Genomic DNA, 19,406 nt, shown 5'->3' with positions numbered 1-19,406 from the left:
AGGACGAGTAATAAAAAAATATAATGATTGTTTTGTTATGAATGACAATCAAGAAAATAACGAGAGAGATAAATCAAAACTCTCAAATATGCCAAAATCAATACACTGCTTTAACTTTATATATTTGCTTTTTTGTGTTTCGCTTATTGCATTTGGAGTCAAGTTAATATCTGCACCAGAGAAGATTACCACTTTCTCTTGTGAGCGAACACCAAAACACATCAATTGTCAGTTGACTAATCGAGATTGGTGGGAGTCGTCTGTGAAAATTTATTCGGAATTAGATTTATGGATGGGCGTAGAAGTTAAAGCAATCAATGATGATGGAGGCAAACAATATTATGTCGCCCCTGTTATCAAGGATGGGAAAGATTATCGCATTTCTAATTCCTCCTACTGGCAACTATCTGCACAAAAACTTGCTGACAAAATTAATGCCTTTCTAAACGATTCTCAACAGCAATTTCTGACACTCACTCAAGACAATTCTAACGCACTTATATTAGGTGGCTGGTTTTGCATTTTATTTGGTGCATTTTGTTTAAGTCTTACTATTTGTTCATATATTTGTTTTTTGAAAAACTAGATAAGGAAGCTAAACTTAAATCTTATGATTAAAATACAAGAGCAATATCAAAGGAGTTAGCTAATGAGTCAGATGCTTAATACAGGAGTACGTTGGACAACTCAGGATGTGGAACTCTTTCCAGAAAACGAAGGGACGCGTTACGAGATAGTTGATGGAGAATTATTTATGACTAGGGCACCTCACTTTAAACATCAGCAAACTTGTGGCAGAATTTTCCAACAGCTTAACATTTGGTCAGATTCTACTGGTTTAGGAGAAGCTGTAATCAATCCCGGCGTTTTATTTTCAGAATCAGATAATGTGATTCCTGATGTAGTTTGGGCTACTAAAGAAACCTTGACACTAACATTGGATGAAAAAGGACATTTTACTGGCGCACCAGATTTAGTAGTCGAAGTCTTGTCTGAGAGTAAGTCAGATGAAAGACGGGATAAGGAAGCAAAACTTAAACTTTATTCTTCCAGAGGAGTAAAAGAATATTGGATTGCTGATTGGCGATCGCGTAAACTAGAGGTCTATCGGCGCGAACAAAGTCAACTGAATTTGGTAGCAACCCTATTTAGTAATGATAATATAATTTCTCCGCTATTGCCTGATTTTAGCTGTACTGTAGACCAGTTTTTTCCTGTATAAATTTTAGGTTGAATAGAAAAACAACTCTCATTTTTTTCCCAAAACACAATCTGTATAATTTATTGTTCAGATATCGCCTTGCACCAATAACTAAGTTTTCTCCTCATCAAGGCGATATCTATGAGATCGTCAGTTTACATTAAGAAAAACTGGGAATTTCAGAATTAGAATCTTGTGATGTCATAGCAGACTTTGAAGACTGAGTGTTTTGGTTTCTGACAGGCAGAATTACAGATACCAGCTTAGGCAGTGCTAGACAGGCAACAGTATTTAATATCGTCAGAAATATACCATCTATCAAACTCATATACTAATCTTCTCCGTTTGAAAATTGGTGGTGACTATATTTATTAGTTTGAAGCAAAAACAGTAAAATTGCGTAAAAAGAGAATTTAGATTTATTTTAGAGAATATAAGCTAAATAAATATATTTTTATCAAAACAGAATAAAAACGTCAGTCGCCATAATTGAGTTGGGTATTTTGACCGAAAAAGCAGATAGCGTCGCGTCAAGATTGCTGAATCCTGAATTTTGAATTCTGACTTCTTTTTCAAGTCTTCTGGCTTCCTACTCCAAGATGTGTTAGGGGGTCAAACCCCCTATTAACCAGATATATCCTCGTAGAAGTCAAAGAACTGAGTCTATAGGTAGAGAGCAAATTAAAATTGCCATATCTATGAAATTGGAGCTAGACATGAATGAAAAAATCTCATTTTTATCTATCAAAAGGATGAGATATAGATATAACAATTTCCTATATCTAAAGAAACTAAATGTTTGTTTTTAACCTATCTGACAGAAGATGTTAAAAAAAATTAGACATAGTAAATTAAAATCAATAATAATCAAAGTTCCTAAATAATTCAGGTAAGTGTGCTATACACGTGCTTGGAACAACCTAAAACTTTGTTAAAATCAGCAACACACAAACTATGAACTCTACCACCGAAAAACGTATCGCCTTGATTTCCGTCCACGGAGACCCAGCGATTGAAATAGGGAAAGAAGAAGCTGGGGGACAAAATGTTTATGTGCGTAATGTGGGTGAAGCACTAGCGCAGCTGGGATGGCAAGTTGATATGTTTACCCGCAAAGTGAGTCTGGAGCAAGACTCGATAGTTGAACATAGCAACAATTGTCGAACTATCCGTTTAAAAGCTGGCCCCCTTGAGTTTGTGCCGCGAGATGAAATTTTTGAATATCTGCCAGAATTTGTGGATAATTTCCTCAAATTTCAAATAAAAAACGATTTTACATACGAATTGGTTCATACTAACTACTGGCTCTCTAGTTGGGTGGGGATGCAGTTAAATAAAATCCAAAAGAGTAAACAGGTTCACACCTACCACTCCTTAGGAGCAGTCAAGTACAACACTATAGAAAATATTCCTTTGATTGCTAGTCAGCGATTAGCAGTTGAAAAACAAGTATTGGAAAAAGCAGAGCGAATTGTAGCGACAAGTCCGCAAGAACAGGAACACATGCGATCGCTAGTTTCCACAAAAGGCAATATCGATATCATTCCCTGTGGTACAGATATTCAGCGCTTTGGCTCCATTGGACGAGAAGCAGCTAGGGCTGAATTGGGGATTGATAAAGAAACCAAAGTTGTACTATACGTGGGGCGCTTTGACCAACGCAAAGGTATAGAAACTTTGGTACGGGCGGTAAACGAATCTCAACTACGCGACTCTAAAAATATCAAGCTAATTATTGGTGGTGGTAGCACTCCAGGTAACAGCGACGGAATTGAGCGCGATCGCATTGGGCAAATCGTCAACGAATTGGGAATGAGTGACTTTACCACCTTTGCAGGTCGTCTGAGTCAAGATGTTTTACCAACTTATTACGCTGCTGCCGATGTTTGCGTTGTTCCTAGTCACTACGAACCCTTTGGACTAGTAGCGATCGAAGCGATGGCAAGCGGTACACCAGTAGTAGCAAGCGATGTCGGCGGACTTCAGTTTACTGTAGTTAATGAAGAAACTGGTTTATTGGCTCCACCACAAGATGTAGAGGCTTTTGCATCTGCTATTGACCGAATTCTCTTAAATCCAGAATGGCGAGATGAATTAGGTAAAGCTGGTAGAAAGCGCGTCGAAACTAAGTTTAGCTGGGATGGTGTTGCCAATCAACTGAGTGAACTTTACACCCAACTGTTGCAGCCACAAACAGTAGCATCAACAGCAAAAGAACTAGTACACTCAACCGCCGAACTAGTGCAATCAGCAGCAAAAGAACTAGTACACTCAACCACCGAACTAGTGCAATCAGCAGCAAAAGAACCAGTTTTAGCTGCTAAATAACGCTTTTGTTTAACAGATAATGGTGAGTGAGTAACTCGGATAATATTTTGGGTTTAAATTTGGTAGCGTAGGCGTAAAGCCTGCGGCATAGCTACGCTTCGGGCGTAGCCTCTCCAAGAGTTGCCCGCCGTAGGCATCGCCTGAGCTTGGAAAACTCAACACCAAAAACAAACTGTATAAAAAACGAACTTATCACTTAAACGCAGAAGCTTATCTTATGATAATTTCTGCGTTTTTTGATTCGCAGCTATCACCAAAGCAAGTAACCGCTATGATAGGTGAGGTCTGTTATGCTTTAACTAAACAAAAATAAAAGCATAGCGATCGCTACCATTTGAATGTTAACAACTAATCGCTTTGCAACCAGTTGACTTTACCACTCTCACAGCTGCTTGTAGCGAAATCCGCGCTAACTGGCTACCATCACGCTTAGAACAAGTTTACCAGCGCGATCGCTATACGATCGCTATGGCATTACGTACCTTAGAACAGCGAGATTGGCTACAAATTTCTTGGCATCCCCAAGCTGCACATATTTGTATTGGCGATCCGCCACCGCGATCGCCAGATACCTTTACCTTTAGCCAACAATTAATACACCAATTGGGTGGTTTAGCACTGGTGGCGATTGAAGCGATCGCCCCTTGGGAACGTGTGATTGATTTACAATTTGCCCGTCGTCCTGGAGAAAGCGCTCTATATCATGTCTATGCAGAAATCATGGGCAAGTATAGCAACGTCATTCTCACCGACGCTAACAATATAATTATCACCGCCGCTCATCAAGTCAGTCAGCAACAATCTAGCGTCCGTCCCATCCAAACCGGACAATTTTATGAAACACCACCGAAACTAACTGGAAGTGTCCCCTACTTGAGTGAATCTCAAGAACGTTGGCAAGAACGGGTAAGTTTAGTACCAGGAGCAATCAAGCGGCAATTGCTCAAAAGTTATAGTGGCTTGAGTGCTGCACTAGTGGAGTTAATGCTGCTAGAAGCAAATATCGCATCAGAAACATCTACCAATACTCTCAACCCCGACGACTGGCGACGGTTGTTTGAGCGTTGGCAAGAATGGCTGCAAGCTCTAGATTCCAAAGAATTTCAACCCGCTTGGACAAAAGATGGTTACACCGTAATGGGTTGGGGTGCAGTTGAAAAGGTCAAAAATATCCAGGAGTTGCTCAACCGCTACTACAGTAACCAAATTGACCAACAGTTATTTTCCCAATTGCGCCATCAGTTGAGTCAGAAATTAAATAATATTCTGACGAAATTACGGAATAAAGCTCAAACCTTTCAGACGCGCTTGCAGCAATCAGATCGAGCCGATGAGTATCGCCAAAAAGCAGATTTATTGATGGCTCATCTGCAAAACTGGGAACCAGGGATGAAAGAAATTATCATTGCTGATTTTGAGACAAATTTGCCAGTAGCGATCGCTCTCCAGCCAGATAAAAATGCCGTCCAAAATGCCCAAAGTCTTTACAAACAACACCAAAAGCTCAAACGCGCTCGTGCTGCTGTGGAGCCGCTACTGTTAGAAGTACAGACAGAAATTGAGTATTTAGAGCAAGTAGAAGCTGCGATCGCTCAGATAGACACCTACCAAACAGCAGAAGATTTGCGAGCTTTAGAAGAAATCCGCGAAGAGTTGATTGGGCAAAAGTATCTAGAAGATCCAGAATACCGCAGTCGCAGTGCAAACGAACCCCCCAGCACTAACTTTCATCGTTACCTTACCCCCGGCGGCTTTGAAGTATTAATCGGTCGTAACAATCGCCAGAATGACCAATTGACCTTTCGTGTAGCTGGGGATTATGACATCTGGTTCCACGCTCAAGAAATTCCAGGGAGTCATGTATTACTACGTTTAGAACCGGGTGCTGTGGCAGAAGAAGCTGATTTGCAATTTGTAGCTAATCTTGCTGCATATTACAGTCGCGCCCGTCAGAGTGAGCAAGTACCAGTAGTTTACACTCAGCCAAAACACGTCTACAAACCCAAAGGAGCAAAACCGGGAATTGCCATTTACAAGCAAGAAAGCATACTTTGGGGAAAACCGCAATTAACAATTCAAAATTCAAAATGACGCTCTCTACTTCACCAAAACCTAAATCAGTTATTTTAGTTTTTCTTTGCTTGCTTTTTTCTTTGGGTGCAAATTGATTAAATAAATCAGCTTTGAGTTGCCCTTTCTAAATGGGAATTTACTGTGCCTTCAAGATGATGTATTTTTTGATTTTGAACATATATAACAGCTTGCTCAAGTTGCTTACTGCCCAAGGAGAATATACCATATCCTTCTTGCCAAGTAAATTTTTCTGATGTAGGGCAAAGATTGTGATTGAAATGGTGAGAACTACTTCCTTTAATTTTTTTCACAAACTCTGCGATCGCGATTGTTGGGGGGATAGATACTACTAAATGTATGTGGTCTTCAATACCTCCAATGGCATGGAGTTTACAATTTAAACTATTGGATTTATTAATGATGTAATTATAAAGCTCAGTTTCTTTATCGGAGGTAATTAGAGGTTGGCGTTTTTTTGTTGCCCAAACAATATGATAATAAAGTCGCCACAGAGACATAAGATTTTTTAAATTTTGTATTTATTTACATACATTTATGTTTCCCATATTGCTAGAAAAAATTATCATATTAGCAATGTCCGTCAGCCAGGGAAGTAGGAATCAGCAAATCAGCCAGTTCACGAAGCCAGCCAGAAGGCAGCAGCCAGCAGCAGCCAGGGAATGAAATTCCCTGTCTGAAAGCTAAAGTCGTCTGAAGACGACTATCTGAAACTAGTGAACAATTAAACCAAGTTTTTTCTAGTCCTCTTCTAGAGGACTTGCATTATTAGACAGGGAATTCTATTCCCTGGCTGGCTGGCTGGCTATTCTGGCTATTCTCTGGCTATTCTCAATTCGGTAAACTCTCAATCCGCATCAAATCCAATTCGCTCTCAAATATTTCATCAATTGGCAACATTTGACCATCAACAGTCATAAATTTATGGTCTTTTGTTGCCCGAATTATTGAACCATCTTCCAAACAATACTCAAACACCTCTTGCTGTCCGCGATCGTGCCACTGTGCCACAGGTTGCGTATAAATATTTCCATTATTATCAACGCTGTACACAGTACATTCAATACGTTTTTCTACAATTTTCCCAATGGGCAACAATCCATATTCTACTGTCAATATTTCAGTGTCATAGCTTAAACAATATTCAGCAAACTTCAACATTTGCTCAAATAATTCATCCGCAACTTTTTTCTGAACGCCATTTTTCGCTGCGCCATCCACGAATTTTTCTCGCTGCTTTTGCATCTCAGACACTTTCTTTTTACCCATCGCCCGACGCAGCAAGTCAGCTTGTCCTAAAGAATATCCAGCCATATCCTGAGCAATTTTCATGATTTGCTCTTGATAGACCATAATTCCATAAGTTTCATCTAAAATTGGTTCTAGAATGCTGTGTGGATAATCAATGTTTTCTCGACCATGTTTGCGGTCAATAAATTTAGGAATCAGTTTTGCATCTAATGGCCCCGGTCGATAAAGTGCCAAAATTGAAGAAATATCTTCTATATTAGAAGGCTTCAAATCTCGCACGATTTGACGCATCCCAGAAGATTCTAATTGAAATATTCCTTCTAACTCACCTGCTTCTAATAATTCATAAGTCTTTTGTACATCTTTAGGTAGACTGCTATGTTCACCTTTCGCTAATATCTTCTGGGCTTTTCTTTCCTGGCGGGGAATTTCATCAGGATCAACCCGATATCCTCTAGTTTCTTGAATCAAATCAACGGTCTTTTGAATTAACGTTAGGTTCCGCAAACCCAGAAAATCCATTTTCAATAAACCCATTGATTCCAAGTCTTCCATGAAATATTGGGTAATTACAGAACCGTCATTATTCTTTTGTAGCGGTACAATCTCATCAAGTGGATCGGCAGAAATTACTACACCTGCTGCATGAACACCAAAGGTTTTGTTAGTTCCTTCAATTCGCATCGCCATATCAAGCCAATGGCGAATATGGGGTTCTTTATCATATTTCTGTTTAAACTCTGGTTCTGGGGTTTGATCGGAAACCATTACCTTGAGTTTCGTTGGTTTACCCCGGACTACAGGAATTAATTTCGCCATTTTGTCAGCTTCCCCATAAGGAATATTTAATACTCTAGCGACATCTTTCAAAACGGCTTTAGAAGTTAGACGGTTAAAAGTAATAATTTGAGCAACTCTATCTGCACCATATTTTTCAGTTACATAATCAATAACTTTATCCCGTTGTTCAATACAAAAATCCGTATCAATATCAGGCATTGATTTCCGTTCTGGGTTCAAGAAACGCTCGAATAGTAACCCATGATGCACAGGGTCAATGTTAGTAATTCGCATCGCATAGGCAACTAATGAACCAGCCGCCGAACCGCGACCTGGCCCCACAGGAATGTTATTATCTCTAGCAAATTTGATGTAGTCCCAAACAACTAAAAAGTATTTGGAAAAACCCATCTGCTGAATCATTTTAAGTTCGTATTCCAATCTTTCTTTATAGACGGAATCGACTTCTTGGCGAGATTTGCGATTTAACCGTTCTAACAGTCCACTCCATGCAACATCTTCGGCGTAAGTGTCAGCAGTATGACCAGAGGGAATGGGAGGTGTAGGAATTTGAGGCTCACCCATAATATGGTAAGGCTCAACTTTATCAGCAACTTCTCCAGTAGTAGCGATCGCTTCGGCAATTACATCATCCGGCAAATGATCGCGAAATAGCTGCCGCATCTCCTCACCAGATTTGAGATACTCTGTGCCGCTATAACGCATCCGTTTATCTTCAATAATTAACTTGCCAGTTTGGATACATAGCAAAGCGTCGTGGGCTTCAACGTCAAAACAAGAAATAAAATGCGAATCATTGGTAGCAACAATTTTAATCCCCAGTTCCCGCGCAATTTTGACGATTTCAACATTAACAATCCGGTCTTCTTGGGAACCGTGGTCTTGAATTTCTAGATAATAATCATCACCAAATACATCTTTATACCATTGGGCAACTTTTCGGGCTGCATCTGGTCGATTACTGAGAATCGCTTGGGGAATTTCTCCACCCAAACAAGCGCTGGTGACAATCAAGCCTTCATGATATTGTTTTAGTAAATCTTTATTAATACAAGGACGAGAAAAAATTCCTTTACCTTGAACACCTTTGAGGTGAGAAATTGTAGTTAATTTGACTAAATTTTTGTAACCTTTGGTATTTTTAGCTAAAACAACTTGATGATATTTGGGACGGCGTTCTTGTTTCTCGATATCGCCGTTAATTACATACATTTCATTGCCGATTATCGGCTTAATATTTTGACTACGGCAGATTTTGATCAGTTCGACGGCTCCATACATGACACCATGATCGGTAAGAGCGATCGCTTTCATTCCCAATGCGATCGCTCGATCTACCAACTCTGGTAGCTGACTTGCCCCATCAAGCAAACTATAGTCACTGTGAATATGTAAAGGAACAAAGGACATAAGCACCTCCAACCACAAGCCAAGATATCTCTAGGGGCCTACCTTGTGGTATACCCTTTCGAGCCAGATTTTGCAAAGCAACGGAATCTTAGATTAACAGTTTTTAACCAAAATTAAAGCTGTTCTTTTTCGGGAATTATCACTATTATTAGTGTTGTTTTAATAGTTACAGCAGTTAACCAGTATCTAGCCAATGAGTCAAACAGAGAGAACTACTTCGCCTGAAACCAAAGCTAGCCCTTGGTGGCAGCGTATCCCTCTCACGTTGCAAATTCTCATCGCCTTAATAGCGGCAGTCAGCGTCGGAATTGCCCTTGGTGCAGGGAATCCCAATCCCAGTAACGCCGCTTTAATCAATAATTTAGCAATTCCGGCAGAATTGGTGTTAAAGGCTCTCCGCGCCTTGGCTACACCCCTGATTCTGGTAGCAGTGCTGCATACTTTAATGACTACCAATATCCCTGGTACAGCCGGACGGCGGTTAGCAGTATTACTTTTAACTAACACTACCGTAGCTATTTTGGTGGGACTTTTGGTAGCTAATGTACTGCGTCCGGGGACTTGGGGCAATGTAAACACCTCAACAAGTACGGCAATAACTGCTCAGAGTCTCGATCCTTGGGGAATACTCAAAGATGCTGTACCAGAAGCCGTCCTCAAGCCATTGGTTGATAATAATGTCATCCAGTTGATTGTGATTGCCCTAAGTTTTGGCATCGTTCTGCGGGGATTAAAATCTGAACAAATTGCTCAAGGCAAGAATGGATTTCAGCCGATAGAGGATGTCATCGGAATTTTATTTGAAGCGGTAGTCCGCATCCTCAACTGGGTAATTGCCTTAGTACCGTTCGCAGTCTTTGGAATTGTAGCTAAAACTATTGCGATGCAGGGCTTTGCACCGTTTAAATCTTTGGGTGCATTTATCGTTGCCGTATTGTTAGCACTGGTATTGCAAGCGTGCTACTATCTCACCAGAGTAAAATTTGGTTCTTGGGTACATCCGCTAAAATTCCTCGCTGGCGGTTCTGATGCTTTTTTGACAGCTTTCTCAACTTCTTCCTCGGCGGCGGCAATGCCCGTAACCTTTGAGGTTTTGCAAACAAAAGTCGGTTTAAGGGAATCTTCTGCTGCCTTGGGGGCATTAGTCGGGGCAAATTTCAATAACGATGGTACTGCCCTCTATGAAGCAATGTCTGCGTTGTATATTTCCCAACTGATTGGGCAACATCTGAGTCTGACACAGCAGTTAATTGTCATCCTTACCTCGATTTTTGCATCTGTGGGTGCGGCAAATATTCCCAATGCAGGACTGGTAACGATGACACTAGTGTTCACTTCTGTTGGCTTACCTACCCAATACATCGCTTTGCTAGTTACTGTAGACTGGTTTTTGGATCGCTGCCGCACCGCAATTAATGTTATGGGAGATATGACTGTCAGTGCTTTACTTGATGGCAAAAAGCCACGTTCTGTAGACGAGGCTTAGTTTGCCAGCTTTTAGTTGAGTTCAGCAGCTTTTTAAATATCTAATGCTGTTGAGGCCCTTTGGCGTCACATTCTTTAGTCCAGCAACGTTCTAAAAGTTGCAGACGCCAGATCAATACAAAGCGTTGGGGATTCAATACTAATTTAGTATCCCGACTAAATAAGGGCTGGTTCAGATACTGCCAAAGAGGAAATTTAATTTTGGTGTGTTTTGGAGTCATAAGAAGAAGAAAAATAATATAAAAGTTGTGTCTAGGAATTACCTAATACTGTTTTTCTAGTTAAAGGCTACCCTGCGTTTTTGCTATTGTCTTTGTGGCAATTGCGGAATTTCACCAAGTGAATTTATGTTGTTTACGCTTTAATACTGAAATTGCACGCACCATTTTTCTGAATCCATATCCCGTGAAAAGTCATACCATTTCACGAAATTTCTATTACAGATACGTTAGTAAGGGCTTACACAATAAGACTTGTAATTAGGACTTACACACTCTACAAATCACCTATAATATGTGTTATGCAAAATGAACCTTTTAGGTGCTGAACACAGCCTTTATTTGGTCGCATATTGACTGTGTTGGGTGTTAGATATGGCTCAAAAGTCAAAATTACCTACAGTATGTATGTATTGTATGTAAATTCTAGTGATTTATGCTACCAACTATGAATTTACAGTCAGTTCGATCAAAAGGCTGGTTCTACAGTAATTATTGGTTCTTTAAGGCAGCGATAACTAGCCCCTCGATTTTGATACTAGACGATAGTGAAATTAGCAGCAGTCAGAGTTGCCAAGATTTCATCAGTAGTAGTCACAACATCATCGTGACAGCAGAAACTCAGTTGCCTGAAGGTTAGACTACCAGACAAGCTAATTAAATTGTTGTCTTTGTAGAAGTCGGTAATAATATCAGTACCTTCTCCAAGGGCAAAGACAAATTTATCCCGGTCATTGCTAGCCATCAGGATATCGCTCGCTACCAAGACCACCAGACAACAGGTCGTTACATTGACGCCACAGAGGTGTCTTTGCAATTACCGGGGTGCTTTGGAATACATCGTTACCGTTGCCTTCAAGTTGGCGATCGCCTACTTGGACAGTAATAACTCAAGTTGCTAATCAAAAACTACCTCTTTTTAAGTACAAAAGTTTCAAATATTTTATTTGGCTATAGGACTCATATTTGATTGCGTGAAAAAAACTCAGTACAGCTTTATTCCTTCTTCCCAGTCCCCAGTCCCCAGTCCCTAGTCCCTACGATTAATTCAGAAATCAAATCAGATTGCTATATGTTTGAGCTAAGTCCGCTGGTCTTGCTTCCTATAACCACTAATGTGGACTCCTATATCTATACCTTTAATATTGCAACTTATGTACGACAACAGCGTATAAATAAAGATAACTATGCCCAGCATCTCTAGCACTTCTTCTATAGTCGTTATGAAGACATAAACCATGTTATTGGGGGTGTAGTAATATTCATAGTATCCGCCTATCAATTCACTAACAATTGCACCTGCCACGTAGATTGTTCCAGCAATGAAAAATAAGCGTCGTGTCTTGCTAGGAAGAGTAAACACAAATCGCCCAAACATTAGCAAGAATCCGAGTACGAAGATAGCACCCACAATCACCCAAGCGTAGTACAAAAAACCACTGGTACTGAATGTACTTCGCAATGGTGTAGTTAGTCTTTCATGAAGACTGATCAATTCGTCTAAGAACAAACCAGCAAAGACTATTGATAATCCTCTCCATGCCCAGAAGTCTTTATTTTTAGTTGACTTCTGAGCTTGGAAAATGATTTCTAGCAGAATAGAACAAAATAGTAAAGCTCCTCCAGAGTAAATTGTAGGAATACTATCCTCGCTGTTGAGGTCGAATATAATTCTAAAGATATCTCTCCCAGGGAAGTCAGGTAGATAGTAGACATTGTAATTAGCAAAAAGACTGACAAGAGCCAAACATAAAACCACGCCAAGCAGGAATTTGAGGGTTTTGTTGGCAGAAAGATATACTTTGAATTGATGCGATGATTGCAACAGCAAGATCGCATCTTCTGGTTTTATCGAACTCGTTGACTCAATTACAGATATGCGATCGCTCTTACCATTGTCTGAATAAGATTGGTTTTTCAAGATTTTGCGTCGCTCTGGCAATACAACGTTTGACATGAAGTATTCAATGGTTTGCTGCTTAACAAAACCATGTATTGCCAGAATTTCTCCCAACTGTTCACCACTTAACTTTTGTGTCTTGAGTGCTGTGTCTAATTGATCTGGAGTAATTAGTTCAGCTTCAACCAAGTAAGTCCCAAGCGGCTTAAGCTGAAAATTTTGCGCGTCTATTTTCCTAATCAATTAGGATCTCCTTATTTTCACTGGCTGAATGTAATAAATTTTTAAGCTTAGTCATGAAACATTACAATAATTCATGACATCGGATTTTAATAGCTTCATAACCTTTACTTAATCATATTTTGTATATGCTAAATTCTATACGTGTAAATTTATGCTAAAGAAAATATGAATTTATTATGTAGATACGTGTGTTTAACCATTGCTGTTTTTTCTAAACGCATTCTTCTCAGCAAAAAAAATTAATCCACCTATCACTCTCATGTGTAGGTGGATTTATCAGATGTGCAGACATCTAGGGTGGTTGATTGTATCCCTAGCACACTGAGTAAGTAGCAAAAATGCTGCTAGAGTCGCATTGCACGGTAATCTCCTAAGTTGGAGAGTACCAATAAAAGTTAATAATGAGTGCCAGTTTTGCGATGGTTAATGGCAGTCACAGCATCAGGCTTGAGTAATTTCCCTTCATCTACAGTTGCATACACAACCCAATGATCGCCACATTCCAGACGTTGGTTGACTGAACATTCCAAATATGCTGATGCATCAGTGAGGACGGTACAACCGTTATCTGCAACTGCTGTACTAAAGTTGGCAAATCGATCTTCCCCAGGCGCGAAAGATTTACGGAAATGTTTCATGTATTCTTGATGATTGCCTTCAGGTAAAATATTTAAGGCAAACTTACCGCCTGGATACATCAAAGATTCGATCGCTCGCTCTTTGGCGATCGCCACTGTTATTCCGGGTGGATTAAAGGTGGCTTGAGAAACCCAAGCGCCTAACATCGCGGTAGACACTTCTCCAAGTTTCGCTGTCACTACGCAAACGGAACCAACAATCCGACCAACAGCCTGTTCCACTGGAGTCGCGGCTTGTTGGGGTACGCGTATCTTTTTAGCCTTTTTCAGTACTTGGGCAAAGTCTGTACCTAATTCTTCACAGAACTTGAGGGTAACATCATCAGGTTTAAACTTCACCTTCAAAGTGTCAAAACCGAAGCGATACCCAGCATCCCGGAGTTTACCTTCGATTAAGTCAAAGGCTTCGCCACTCCAGCCGTAGGAACCAAAAACTCCAGCGAGTTTGCTGTTGTCACCACTCGATAACACAATCCCTAAAGCAGTATGAATCGGAGTTGGCGCATGACCACCAATGGTAGGAGAACCGATGATAAAACCCTCTGACTGCGCGAGGTTGATGCGAATTTCATCAGGGGTAGCAAATTCACAGTTAATCGATTTAACTGCAACTCCACCTTTAGTTAATCCCAGAGCGATCGCTTGTGCTAAAGTCGCTGTATTTCCGTAAGCTGAAGCGTAAAGTAGGGCAACAGAAATTTCGCGATCGTTGTGAGAACGGCTCCACTCTCCATAAGCTTTGGTAAGTTCGATTAAGCCGGTGCGTACCAAGGGCCCGTGACCTACAGCATACATTCTCACCTGCAAATCTGATATTTTCTCCAAAGCTGCTTGCACATGAGGAGTTTGGGGAGCCATCAGGCAGTTAAAGTAGTAACGCTGGTCTTCTTTGAGCGCTTCCCAGTTATCATCAAACACATCATCACCACAAAGATGAGTTGCAAATAACTTATCTGTGTAGAGAATTTGGGTTTGCTGGTCGTAGGTACAAAGTCCTTCCGGCCAACGCGGACTCGGAGTGGGTAAGAATTTCAAAACATGACCCTTGCCTAAATCCAGAGTTTCTTTCCCCCGCATCACCAAGACATTTAAATCTTGCTCTAAGAAAGCAGCACGCAAATTGTTCGCACCAGGAAGAGAACAGACAAAAGTTACCTGTGGTGCTAGTTCTAAAATTGCTTTGAGGGTTGCAACTCGATTGGGACTAAAATGACCCAAGATTATATAATCCAAACTTTGTAAATCTAAAGTCTGCCGCAATGCCTCTAAATAAATTTCGGTAAAGCTTTCTGGCGGTGGATCGATAAGTGCGGTTTTATCAGCTTCAATTAAATAGCAATTGGAAGTAGTACCTCTTTCAAGTGCGTATTCAATTTCAAACCGCAGACGTGACCAACTACGCGCTCTGATAGCCTTAGTATTGGTAGCAATTGGTAAAACTTGTACGTCGCGTGGCTTGGAATTGGTCATAGCTGTTAAAAGTTAGCGAATTGGGCATTGGGCATTGAAAATAGGGCATTGGGAATAGGGCATTGGGCATTGGGAATTGGGCATTGGGAACAAAGATAAATAACCCATACCCCGTACTCCATGCCCTATGCCCCGTGCCCCATGCCCAATATTTAGTAGTAATTACCTACTTTGCGATGGCGAACGGCTGTCAATCCATCGTTTTTGGAGACACGACCTTCTTGGACGGTGCAGTATAATATCCAGTGGTCGCTGCATTCCATGCTGGTCTGGATTTCACATTCCATGTATGCCAAAGCATCAGTTAGAATCGGCGAACCGTTTTTCGCAATTTGAGTTTTCACTCCTGCAAAGCGGTCAGCACCAGGATGTAAGCGCTTGAGGAAGTGTTTCTTGAGTTCTTGATAATTGCCTTCTTCCAAAACGTTGAGGACGAAGCGATCGCCTACTTGCATTAAGGAATCAATGGCGCGGTCTTTAGCAACGGCAATTGTGAATCCTAATGGTTGCAAACTCGCTTGCGTTACCCAAGATGCCAGCATTGCACTTGAGACATTATCTTTTTTCGTGGTGACTATATATAGTCCGCTGCTAATGCGACCCAGTGCCTTTTCCATGTTGACATCAAGGGACTTGATTTGCTTGATGTTGCGATCGCGCACTAGCAATTGTCCGATGTCTTTACCCGCTTCTTCACACAACTGGAATGTTGAGGCGCTGGGAGTCTCTTTAATCCGAATGGGTGGAAAAGCTTCTTTGATGCCAGAGTCAAGAAATTGTCTGCGGAGTGTATCAATGGGTTCATCATCCCCACCGTAACATTCAAACAGCCCAAGAAATTGCTTGTTCTTGGCGACAGCTAGCACCGAACTGATACTAGCTTGGGCGGCGGCGGAGGTAGTTGGAGGCATCCCGATAATGATGCCAGCTGCTCTCCCAGCTAATTCTTGAATTTCTTGGCTTTCAGCAGTACTCAGATCCAGTACTTCTACGCCAACGCCAGTTTTCAGGATACCTTCGGCAATTGCGTGACCAAGGCGTTCGCCATATCCATATTCTGAGACAAAAAACAAGCCAACTGTGGTTTCTGCTTTCGCTTGTTTTTGGCTCCAATTTTCGTAGCACCCGGTCAGAACATCTAAATGGTGGTATAATAAAGGCCCATGACCATTGGCGATAATATTAATCTTTCCGAGATCGCCCATCCGCTTCATCGCATTCAGCAACGAACGAGCGTTAGGGCCCATCAAGCAGTCGTAGTAAAATCTAAAGTCAGCTTCGATCGCTTCTAAATCTTCGTCGAAGGTGCGATCGTCACAGAAGTGCATTCCAAAAGCATCACAGGTGTAGAGAATTTGGGTTTTGCGGTCAAAGCTAAAGATTGTATCCGGCCAGTGCAGGTTAGGCGCACTCACGAATTCCATTTCGTGCCCTTTGCCGATATCGATGCGATCGCCAGTTTTCACAACCCGCTTGGAAAAAGGATCGTGTACTAATCCCTCAAGGAATTGCAGCGCAACTTTTGAGGCTAAAACAGTGGCTCTAGGAGCTAATTGAAGGACATCTTCTACCAAGCCGCTATGGTCTGGCTCTGTGTGACTAACAATTATGTAATCAATTGTTTTGGGGTTGACAAGACTTTTGAGGGTCTCTAAATACAAATCGCGAAACTTCTGGTGAGAAGTATCGATCAAAACTGTTTGTTCGCCCCTAATTAGATATGAATTGTAGGTTGTACCGTTTTGCAGTCCGAATTCGATATCAAAGCGATCGCGATCCCAGTCAAGAGAGCGAATCGCCGTTGTGTTAGGGGCAATTTCTACAGTTTGTATAGTTAACCGATGTTGAACGTTCTCTGCGTGGGCCTTGCCGGTCGTAGACATCGTTACCATTATTCGTCTCCGAGCGCAAATTAACAGGTTTTTCTTCTGCCCCCATTCTCTCTATTATTTTTCTTTGAAGTTGTAATGAATATCAGTTTTTTAAAAATTTAACTTGTATCAATTATTGCTGTTTTTTAGCAAAAAATATGACTCAAAAAATATACTAAATATTAATTGATTCCTAAATTTTACTGAGTACTTGTTTTTGCTATTTATCTGGTTTTATCTTAATTTAAAAATATCATAGTAATTATATTTTTAACTAAAAAGATATAATTTTACTATTATTATATTGCTGGTCTACCTACCAAGTCGAGATTACTTTTAATATTTCATATTGTCAAAAAATATATTTATAAAGTAGAAAATAGGAAAATTTATGTTTTTCGGGTACTCACTTAATTAAAAAAGTAGGAAAGGTAGGAAAGGTGGGAAAAGTAGGAAAGGTAGGAAAAGTGGGAAAAGTAGGACAAACCTTATTAGGCTTCCAAAAAGCGTTTATTCAATGGGTATTCAATATCTTGTCTTAATCAAAAATATGGTGCAGAGAATATAAACTTTATGTAAAGTCGATAAAAAAGATATTTTTTTGGAGATAATCAAGGCAAATTTCCAGAGACTAGTTGAATAAAAAGAAAGTAGGCTTGTATATATTTTTCCACTCATCTAAAAGGAAACTAGCATAAAAATAATTTTTAAAGTTTCGATAAACCTCCGTAAGCATAAGAATAATCTCAGGAATTTAATGATACAGTCCTTTATTATCGACTTTAAACATTAATCAAGATAACGCCAACAAATTTTTCTTGTTATAGCTATAAGCTACAGCTTCAGGCTATCAGATAAGTTTACCTATATAGGTTAATGTGTAATCTTGATGTGCCGAACTTCTTATCAAAATCCATTGTTGATGAAAAAATGCAAATTTTGATAGTTTTCCCAAGCCAATACTTATTGCGTAGTAGCCTTATAAACGCCGACATCCCTAATACTTGTAGTTAAGATATTTGAAATGTATCATGAAATACCTAAATAGTTTCAGTATACAGGCGTAAATAGATACAAAAATGACAAAAATTGATTTTGTAAAAGGTTATTGTTTATGGGATGCCGATTAAAAGTGTTTCTCACAGAAGAAGAAAAGCTAACTTTAGAAGAATTGAGAAAAGCCAAAGATGTTCCTCAACGTACTAAGGATCGCGCTCAAGTTTTACTGCTGAATACTCGCGGCTTAAAAAATGAGCAAATTGCAAAAGGCTTGAATTGGGCGATTTCAACAGTGCGTCAAACCCTTCATCGCTGGGAAAAAATGGGTTTAGCAGGTTTATGGGATGCTCCTGGGCGAGGAGGAAAACCACGATATTCAGAATCAGATTTGGTTTATCTCGAAAATTGTTTAGCTCAAGAGTCAGAGACTTATAACTCTAAACAATTAGCAAAAAAACTAGCATCTGAGCGTCAAGTAAACTTGAGTGCAGATCGACTACGACGGGTACTGAAAAAAAGAGGAAGAAGGCTTGGAAGCGCACACAAACCCAGAAACAGCGTGATTAGTTGATTACACCATCTTGGAATCGGATCGCTTGTTTCGTTTGGGTAGCGATCGCTAGATTTTGGTTGAAAACCAAGATTATATTCTTGAAAAGTTCCTGCTTTTTGCAGAGATAATACTTGTTGCGCTTTTTGGTGTTATTTGGGCTTGGGCGCTGAAGTCTACACATTTTTGTTTAAGCTTTGCCGAGAAAATTGTAGAGACACCTTAGCGCAACAGGATAACAGTCCAGTTTCGCATCTTTACCAAAAATTTTGAGCTTCACTGAAGGGTATTGCTATTTTAGCCGTTGAACTCAAGTTAATTGTGCATTATAGAAAATTATGATGGAGTTTTCCATAAAACAAAGTCCACTTACACATCACAGTGTCAAGTGGACTTGTTAACTATTTTTAGTGGATCCGAGCAGAGTCGAACTGCTGTCCAAATTGGGTATTGACCCCCCGCTCATTCACAGGTTTAGCCTTTCTGACCCTCAAGGCGGGAATCGTTCATTATCCCGAACGTAGGATGCTCTGATTTAATCTTAGCCAGCAAGCCAACCAGAGAACGCTTGCTAGAGCATCCGTTGGGGTTTGGTCTTCAGTCCTTAACGGAGTCAAACCGAAGACGCTCGAACCTATAAGAGGTGTTTTAGGCTGCTACTAGAGCATCCTTACGAGCAAAGTTAACGATGTTATTCGCATTTACTTTTTGTTTGAGCCTTTGATTTGCGAGAGGAGACTCACTCTCGACCTGAATCACAGAGCAGCGTTCGCCAACCTGTCGAAACCGTGACGGACCCATGCGCTTCATATTTCAATTATAGTACGCGATTCTTAATTCGTAATTCGTAATTCGTAATTCGTAATTATCAAAGTCAGGATATATGGCTGCCATTACTCAAAATAGCCAATCGTTAATGGTTTTAAAATTAGCGATTGGCTATTTACGAC

13 protein-coding genes, 1 other RNA gene and 1 pseudogene are annotated in these 19,406 nt (G+C 40.3%); 6 read left to right on the top strand and 9 right to left on the bottom strand.

What is annotated here, in order from left to right; genetic code table 11:
* The first annotated feature begins 37 nt into the window (after positions 1-37).
* Together RMZ42_RS27105 and RMZ42_RS27100 are read left to right on the top strand one after the other, a co-directional pair.
* Positions 38-586 (top strand): hypothetical protein, encoded by a 549-nt coding sequence (locus RMZ42_RS27105; protein ID WP_322674322.1) that lies wholly within the window; start codon positions 38-40, stop codon positions 584-586.
* Between the two features lie 63 nt (positions 587-649).
* The gene (locus RMZ42_RS27100) at positions 650-1,222 is read left to right on the top strand and encodes a Uma2 family endonuclease (RefSeq protein ID WP_322674321.1); all 573 of its coding nucleotides are present in this window, start codon (positions 650-652) and stop codon (positions 1,220-1,222) included.
* 139 nt (positions 1,223-1,361) lie between these two features.
* Here the strand turns inward: RMZ42_RS27100 and RMZ42_RS27095 are convergent, their stop codons facing one another.
* The gene (locus RMZ42_RS27095; RefSeq protein ID WP_322674320.1) at positions 1,362-1,529 is read right to left on the bottom strand and encodes a hypothetical protein; all 168 of its coding nucleotides are present in this window, start codon (positions 1,527-1,529) and stop codon (positions 1,362-1,364) included.
* A 626-nt stretch (positions 1,530-2,155) separates the two neighbouring features.
* Between RMZ42_RS27095 and RMZ42_RS27090 the strand changes: the two are divergent.
* Positions 2,156-3,391 (top strand): annotated as a pseudogene (locus tag RMZ42_RS27090) (glycosyltransferase family 4 protein); the annotation flags it as partial.
* 495 nt (positions 3,392-3,886) lie between these two features.
* Complete coding sequence (locus tag RMZ42_RS27085; protein ID WP_322674319.1) at positions 3,887-5,620, top strand: NFACT family protein; 1,734 nt, start codon at positions 3,887-3,889, stop codon at positions 5,618-5,620.
* 86 nt (positions 5,621-5,706) lie between these two features.
* Here RMZ42_RS27085 and tnpA read toward each other — a convergent pair whose 3' ends face one another.
* Both tnpA and RMZ42_RS27075 read right to left on the bottom strand, forming a co-directional pair.
* A complete protein-coding gene (gene tnpA / locus RMZ42_RS27080; protein WP_322674318.1) occupies positions 5,707-6,120 on the bottom strand; it encodes an IS200/IS605 family transposase in 414 nt (137 codons plus the stop codon).
* Between the two features lie 331 nt (positions 6,121-6,451).
* On the bottom strand, positions 6,452-9,082 hold the full coding sequence (locus tag RMZ42_RS27075) for a DNA polymerase III subunit alpha (protein ID WP_322674317.1): 2,631 nt from the start codon (positions 9,080-9,082) through the stop codon (positions 6,452-6,454).
* A 193-nt stretch (positions 9,083-9,275) separates the two neighbouring features.
* Between RMZ42_RS27075 and RMZ42_RS27070 the strand changes: the two genes are divergently transcribed.
* Positions 9,276-10,568, top strand: a complete 1,293-nt coding sequence (locus RMZ42_RS27070) for a dicarboxylate/amino acid:cation symporter (protein ID WP_322674316.1) — start codon at positions 9,276-9,278, stop codon at positions 10,566-10,568.
* Between the two features lie 40 nt (positions 10,569-10,608).
* Here the strand turns inward: RMZ42_RS27070 and RMZ42_RS27065 are convergent, their stop codons facing one another.
* The 5 genes from RMZ42_RS27065 to RMZ42_RS27045 all read right to left on the bottom strand — a co-directional run bounded on the left by RMZ42_RS27065 (position 10,609) and on the right by RMZ42_RS27045 (position 16,928).
* Positions 10,609-10,788 carry a hypothetical protein gene (locus RMZ42_RS27065; RefSeq protein WP_292785777.1) on the bottom strand — a complete coding sequence of 60 codons (180 nt, stop codon included), beginning with the start codon at positions 10,786-10,788 and terminating at the stop codon, positions 10,609-10,611.
* 535 nt (positions 10,789-11,323) lie between these two features.
* Positions 11,324-11,530, bottom strand: a complete 207-nt coding sequence (locus tag RMZ42_RS27060; RefSeq protein WP_322674315.1) for a hypothetical protein — start codon at positions 11,528-11,530, stop codon at positions 11,324-11,326.
* A gap of 336 nt (positions 11,531-11,866) precedes the next feature.
* Entirely contained in the window at positions 11,867-12,928 is a 1,062-nt protein-coding gene (locus RMZ42_RS27055) for a hypothetical protein (protein WP_322674314.1), read from the bottom strand.
* 395 nt (positions 12,929-13,323) lie between these two features.
* Positions 13,324-15,036 carry a diflavin flavoprotein gene (locus tag RMZ42_RS27050; protein WP_322674313.1) on the bottom strand — a complete coding sequence of 571 codons (1,713 nt, stop codon included), beginning with the start codon at positions 15,034-15,036 and terminating at the stop codon, positions 13,324-13,326.
* 152 nt (positions 15,037-15,188) lie between these two features.
* Positions 15,189-16,928: a diflavin flavoprotein gene (locus RMZ42_RS27045; RefSeq protein WP_322674312.1), complete on the bottom strand. Its 1,740-nt coding sequence runs from the start codon at positions 16,926-16,928 to the stop codon at positions 15,189-15,191.
* 1,093 nt (positions 16,929-18,021) lie between these two features.
* On the opposite strand from RMZ42_RS27045, the gene RMZ42_RS27040 reads away from it, so the two are divergent.
* Positions 18,022-18,477: a helix-turn-helix domain-containing protein gene (locus tag RMZ42_RS27040; RefSeq protein ID WP_322674311.1), complete on the top strand. Its 456-nt coding sequence runs from the start codon at positions 18,022-18,024 to the stop codon at positions 18,475-18,477.
* 387 nt (positions 18,478-18,864) lie between these two features.
* On the opposite strand, the gene ssrA is transcribed toward RMZ42_RS27040, so the two are convergent.
* Positions 18,865-19,255, bottom strand: a transfer-messenger RNA (tmRNA) gene (gene ssrA / locus RMZ42_RS27035).
* Between the last annotated feature and the right edge of the window lie 151 nt (positions 19,256-19,406).

Origin of the sequence: Nostoc sp. DedQUE05 (genome assembly GCF_034530955.1) — a bacterium.
Lineage (GTDB): Bacteria > Cyanobacteriota > Cyanobacteriia > Cyanobacteriales > Nostocaceae > Nostoc.
This window is presented reverse-complemented; position numbering and strand designations above follow the sequence as displayed.

Excerpts from the sequence above, each read along its gene's own strand:
- RMZ42_RS27105 (WP_322674322.1), top strand. The coding sequence starts at position 38 with ATGAATGACAATCAAGAAAATAACGAGAGAGATAAATCAAAACTCTCA.
- RMZ42_RS27100 (WP_322674321.1), top strand. The coding sequence starts at position 650 with ATGAGTCAGATGCTTAATACAGGAGTACGTTGGACAACTCAGGATGTG.
- RMZ42_RS27095 (WP_322674320.1), bottom strand. The coding sequence starts at position 1,529 with ATGAGTTTGATAGATGGTATATTTCTGACGATATTAAATACTGTTGCC.
- tnpA (WP_322674318.1), bottom strand. The coding sequence starts at position 6,120 with ATGTCTCTGTGGCGACTTTATTATCATATTGTTTGGGCAACAAAAAAA.
- RMZ42_RS27075 (WP_322674317.1), bottom strand. The coding sequence starts at position 9,082 with ATGTCCTTTGTTCCTTTACATATTCACAGTGACTATAGTTTGCTTGAT.
- RMZ42_RS27070 (WP_322674316.1), top strand. The coding sequence starts at position 9,276 with ATGAGTCAAACAGAGAGAACTACTTCGCCTGAAACCAAAGCTAGCCCT.
- RMZ42_RS27065 (WP_292785777.1), bottom strand. The coding sequence starts at position 10,788 with ATGACTCCAAAACACACCAAAATTAAATTTCCTCTTTGGCAGTATCTG.
- RMZ42_RS27060 (WP_322674315.1), bottom strand. The coding sequence starts at position 11,530 with ATGGCTAGCAATGACCGGGATAAATTTGTCTTTGCCCTTGGAGAAGGT.
- RMZ42_RS27050 (WP_322674313.1), bottom strand. The coding sequence starts at position 15,036 with ATGACCAATTCCAAGCCACGCGACGTACAAGTTTTACCAATTGCTACC.
- RMZ42_RS27045 (WP_322674312.1), bottom strand. The coding sequence starts at position 16,928 with ATGGTAACGATGTCTACGACCGGCAAGGCCCACGCAGAGAACGTTCAA.
- RMZ42_RS27040 (WP_322674311.1), top strand. The coding sequence starts at position 18,022 with ATGGGATGCCGATTAAAAGTGTTTCTCACAGAAGAAGAAAAGCTAACT.